Origin of the sequence: Frankia sp. AiPs1, assembly GCF_023716945.1 — a bacterium.
In the GTDB taxonomy this organism is placed as follows: domain Bacteria; phylum Actinomycetota; class Actinomycetes; order Frankiales; family Frankiaceae; genus Frankia.
Map to the genome: position 1 here is coordinate 1 of NZ_JAMQQF010000490.1, position 4,553 is coordinate 4,553.

Here is a 4,553-nt window from a genome sequence, read left to right on the forward strand (position 1 = left end):
GCGCAGCGCCGCGAACACCCGCGCGCCGGGGGCGGACAGCGCCATCAGCCGCAGCGGCGATCCGCCGAGCAGCACGATCCCACCGGCGGCCGCGGCGGCGGCCGCCGGAGCCAGAACCGTGAGGCCGGGGTCGCACTGCACCCGGAACGGGGCCGGCAGTGGCACGAGAGCCGGCTCAGAAGTCACCGGCAGTGGCACGAGAGCCGGCTCAGAAGTCACCGGCGGGGGGCCGACAGCCGGCTCAGAAGTCACCGGCAGTCCGGCGCAGGTCGGTGAGCAGGTCGATGAGCGTCCGCACGCCTCCGTCGCCCAGACCGGGGTCGGCGAAGACGGTGCCGTTGAGCTTCTCCGTCGCGGCAAGCGCCGTCGCCCGCCCCTCCTCGGTGATCTCGGCGAGAATTGCCCGGCGGTCGGTTGGATGGGGGGTGCGGCGGACCTGACCACGGGCCTCCAGCCGGTCGACCGCGCTGGTGATGCTGGTCGGATGGACCTGAAGCCGACTCCCGATCTTGTTCAGCGGGAGGGCACCTCGGCGGGAGAACAGCAACAGCATGAGCAGCTCGTACCGGGCGAAGGTCAGATCGAGCGGGCGCAGGACCTCGTCGACGCGGGCGAGCATGATCTGCTGAGCGCGCATCAACGACGTCACGGCCGCCATCCCGTCCGCCACCGAGCCCCAGCCGTGCGCGGTCCAGTGCCGGTGGGCCTCCGCTATGGGGTCGGTGGGCAGCGGTTTGGGGGTGGCCACGGCTTGGACGCTCCTGCACTTCAGGGGATGTCTCCCACCTGGCCGGCGGGCCAGGGACCGCCCAGATGACGGCCGGCGTCCATTGCACCCCAGGACGCCACGTGCAGGCAAAGACTCATGCGTACGCGGAGATTACGGGTCGCCACGCTCAGCTCACCGTGCGGCGCCACCCCGCCGGAGAATGTCAGACATTGCGCCGGTACTGGCCACCCACGTCGAAGAACGCCTGGGTGATCTGACCGAGCGAGCAGACCCGGACCGCCTTCATCAACGCCGCGAAGGTGTTTCCGGTGCCGGCGGCGACCGCGCGTAGCTCGGTCAGGGCGGCCTCGGCCTCGGCGGCGTGCCGACGCTGGAAGTCGGTCAGGCGGGTGAGCTGGGAACGCTTCTCGTCCTCGGTGGCTCGGGCCAGCTCCAGGGGACCGGCGGCGTCGGCGGCGCGATCCGGGCCGCCGGCTGCGCGGTCGGGGGCGAGGAAGGTGTTGACCCCAACGATCGGCAGCGTGCCGTCGTGCTTGCGGCGCTCGTAAAGCATCGACTCATCCTGGATCCGGCCCCGCTGGTAGCCGGTCTCCATCGCGCCCAGCACGCCACCGCGGTCGCTTATCCGCTCGAACTCGGCGAGCACGGCCTCCTCGACCAGGTCGGTCAGTTCATCGACGATGAATGATCCCTGCAGGGGATTCTCGTTCGCGGCCAGCCCCCATTCCTCGTCAATGACCAGCTGAATGGCGAGCGCGCGGCGCACCGAGCTCTCGGTGGGCGTGGTCACGGCCTCGTCGTAGGCGTTGGTGTGCAGGCTGTTGCAGTTGTCGTAGATCGCGCACAGCGCCTGGAGGGTGGTGCGGATATCGTTGAACGCCATCTCCTGGGCGTGCAGTGACCGACCGGAGGTCTGCACGTGGTATTTGAGCATCTGCGAGCGGGGAGAGGCGCCGTACCGCTCGCGCATCGCAACCGCCCAGATCCGCCGCGCCACCCGCCCGATGACCGTGTACTCCGCGTCCATCCCGTTGGAGAAGAAGAACGACAGGTTCGGCGCGAAGTCGTCGATCCGCATTCCCCGGGCGAGATACGCCTCGACGTAGGTGAATCCGTTGGCCAATGTGAAGGCGAGCTGCGTGACGGGATTCGCGCCGGCCTCGGCGATGTGGTATCCGGAGATCGAGACGGAGTAGAAGTTGCGGACGTTGTGCGCGATGAACCATTCCTGTACGTCGGCCATCGCCCGCAGCGCGAACTCGGTGGAGAAGATGCAGGTGTTCTGCCCCTGGTCCTCCTTGAGGATGTCGGCCTGCACCGTGCCCCGCACGGTGGCGAGCGCGCCGGCGGTGACCTCGGCGGCTTCGTCGTCGCTCGGCTCGCGGCCGTGTTCGTCGACGAACGCGGCCAGCCGCTGGTCGATCGCGGTGGTCAGGAACATCGCGAGGATGGCCGGCGCCGGGCCGTTGATCGTCATGGAGACGCTGGTCGCGGGGGCACCGAGAGCAAAACCGTCGAACAGGGCCGTCATGTCGTCGAGGGTCGCGATCGACACCCCCGAGGTGCCGACCTTGCCATAGATGTCGGGTCGGGAGGCCGGGTCGCGACCGTAGAGGGTGACCGAGTCGAAGGCCGTGGACAGCCGTGTCGCCGGCGACCCGGCGGACAGGAGGTGGAAGCGCCGGTTCGTCCGGAACGCGTCCCCCTCCCCGGCGAACATTCGCGCCGGCGCCTCCCCGGCGCGTTTGAACGGGAACACCCCCGCGGTGAACGGGAAGTACCCCGGCAGGTTCTCCCGGCGCAGGAACCGCACCAGGCGGGCCTCGTCGTCGATGGCCGGAACCGCGACGCGGGAGACCTGGCTGCCGGCGAGGGTCGGGCGGCGCAGCGGTGTGCGGATCTCGGTGCCACGCACCGTGTAGGAGAGCTGTTCGCCCTGCCGCTCGGCCACGATCGCCGGCCACTGCCCGAGCAACTCCCTCGTCCACGGCGCCAGCGCCGCGTCCGCCTCGTCGCGCAGGGCGGTCAACGCGGTCAGGGCGGTCAGGTCGCCGGCCTGCGCCGCCGAGGCAACGCCCAACGCGTCGAGCGCGGTGGTCAGATGCTCGCGGCGGCGGGCGAGCTGGGCCTGCCGTTCCGTCTCCGCGTGGTAGCCGCGCACCGTCTCGGCGATCTCGGCCAGGTACCGTACTCTGGCCGCCGGGACGACGGTCGTCAGCCCGGTCGCGGCGCGCACCTCGACGCCGGGCAGCACGCTGGGTCTCGTCGCCAGGCCGACCTCGCGTAGCAGGCCGAGAAGGTGCTGGTAGAGGGCGGTAACCCCGTCGTCCTGAAAGCGCGCGGCGGAGGTGCCGAAAACCGGCATGTCCTCCCAGGACCGGTCGAACGCCGCCCGGTTGCGCACGAGCTGGCGGGCAACGTCACGGCGGGCGTCCTCGGCGCCGCGGCGCTCGAACTTGTTCACCGCGACCACGTCGGCGAAATCGAGCATGTCGATCTTCTCGAGCTGGGATGCCGCGCCGTATTCCGGCGTCATCACGTACAGAGAGACGTCACAGTAGGGCACGATCGCCGCGTCGCCCTGCCCGATGCCGGGGGTCTCGACGATGACCAGGTCGTATCCGGCCGCCTTACAGGCCGCGATCGCCCCCGGTACCGAGGGCGGAACCTCACTGCTCGCTGCCCGGGTGGCCAGCGATCGGAAGAAGACCTTGCCGACACCGAAGTCGCCCAGGGCGTTCATCCGTATCCGGTCGCCGAGCAGTGCCCCACCGCCACGCCGCCGGCTCGGGTCGACGGCCAGCACGGCGATGCGCAGCGCGTCGCCCTGGTCGAGGCGGAAGCGGCGCAGCAGCTCATCGGTCAGCGAGGACTTCCCGGAGCCGCCCGTGCCGGTGATACCCAGCACCGGAACGGCGGGCCGCCCGTCGGCCTCCTCCCGCAGCGCCGCCGCCAGCTCGCCGTCCCGATCGGCTTCGAGAACCGTGATCGCCCGGGCAAGCGCGCCCTGCTCCCCGGCGATGACTTCCTCGAGCTTCGGACCGTTGGCCGCGAGGTCGACGTCGCACCCAGCGATGATCATGTTGATCATCCGGGCCAGACCCATCGCCTGGCCGTCCTGCGGGGAGAAGATCCGGGCGACCCCGCGGGACTCCAACAGCTCGATCTCCGCCGGCACGATCACCCCGCCGCCCCCGCCGAAGACCCGGATGTCACCCGCACCGCGTTCTCGGAGCCGCTCGATGAGGTAGCTGAAGTACTCGACATGCCCGCCCTGGTAGGAGGACAGGGCGATGCCCTGGGCGTCCTCCTGGATCGCCGCGGTGGCCACCTCCTCGACGCCACGGTCATGGCCGAGGTGGATGACCTCCGCTCCCTGGGCCTGCAGCAGCCGCCGCATGATGTTGATCGCCGCGTCATGCCCGTCGAACAGCGCGGCCGCCGTGACGATGCGGACCGGGTGCACGGGGACATGCAGGCCCGCCGCGTCCTGCTGGGCGTTGGAGTACTGCTGGGCGTCGGATGACATCGAGCGGCTCCCCGGGGGAGATCGGACCGGCCGGAGCACTCGGCCCACAGCCCTCTGGCCTCCGATAGTAGGACGTCCATCCGACAGATGCGACTGCGGCCAGGGATCATGGAGGCGGGACGGGCAGCGCAGGGGGGCGTTCGGAGCTCCGCCAGACGGGGAGAGCCGGGCACGAGCAGAAGATCCAGCAGTCACGCCGAGGGCGGAAGAAGCCCGTAAAAAGTTCCCCAAATACAAGTGTGGGGTCACCCGAAGGCAACCCCACACTGTATGTAAGTCCGGCGGCGTCCTACT

General features: G+C 70.2%; 2 protein-coding genes. Both read right to left on the reverse strand.

The features are described 5' to 3' along the window. Nucleotides 1–241: 241 nt before the first annotated feature. On the reverse strand, nt 242–748 hold the full coding sequence (locus ND748_RS25875; RefSeq protein ID WP_251748723.1) for a MarR family transcriptional regulator: 507 nt from the start codon (nt 746–748) through the stop codon (nt 242–244). Between the two features lie 184 nt (nt 749–932). Continuing rightward, entirely contained in the window at nt 933–4,259 is a 3,327-nt protein-coding gene (gene icmF, locus ND748_RS25880; RefSeq protein WP_251748725.1) for a fused isobutyryl-CoA mutase/GTPase IcmF, read from the reverse strand. Nucleotides 4,260–4,553: the final 294 nt, after the last annotated feature.

Excerpts from the sequence above, each read along its gene's own strand:
- icmF (WP_251748725.1), bottom strand. The coding sequence starts at position 4,259 with ATGTCATCCGACGCCCAGCAGTACTCCAACGCCCAGCAGGACGCGGCG.